We start from the raw sequence: 382 nt of genomic DNA on the forward strand, positions 1-382 counted from the left end.
GCGGTAAGGCTGAATAGGATGGGTCATAGTGTGACCCAAGTGTGTCGTTGTTTATCCGTTGCTGCTAGTTCATTTTATTATCGAGCTAAACCAAAACCTATTTGCACTGAGCGTGTAAAGCTTGATGCTGCTATGAAGAAAATCCATGTTGATGTGGATGCCACATACGGCAAAGTTCGTATGCATGGTGAATTACGAGCGCTAGGCTTTGATGTCGGTATGCACCTTGTCCGTACTTCGATGAAACGATTAGGGTTAGTCGCAAAACGACCCAAACAGCATAAGTATCCGGCTAGTGGTAAACCGTCAATGATTGCGCCTAATCGCTTAAATCGTCAATTCAACCCACAAAACCTAAACAGGCTGTGGTCTGGCGATATTA

1 protein-coding gene is annotated in these 382 nt (G+C 44.5%); it reads left to right on the forward strand.

The window, feature by feature from the left end; all coding sequences use genetic code 11:
- Window positions 1–18: 18 nt before the first annotated feature.
- Window positions 19–382 (forward strand): IS3 family transposase (locus tag ACM2FC_RS23640; RefSeq protein WP_498483477.1); only part of this gene is annotated, 364 nt, incomplete at its 3' end.

The organism is Vibrio sp. A37, assembly GCF_059777565.1.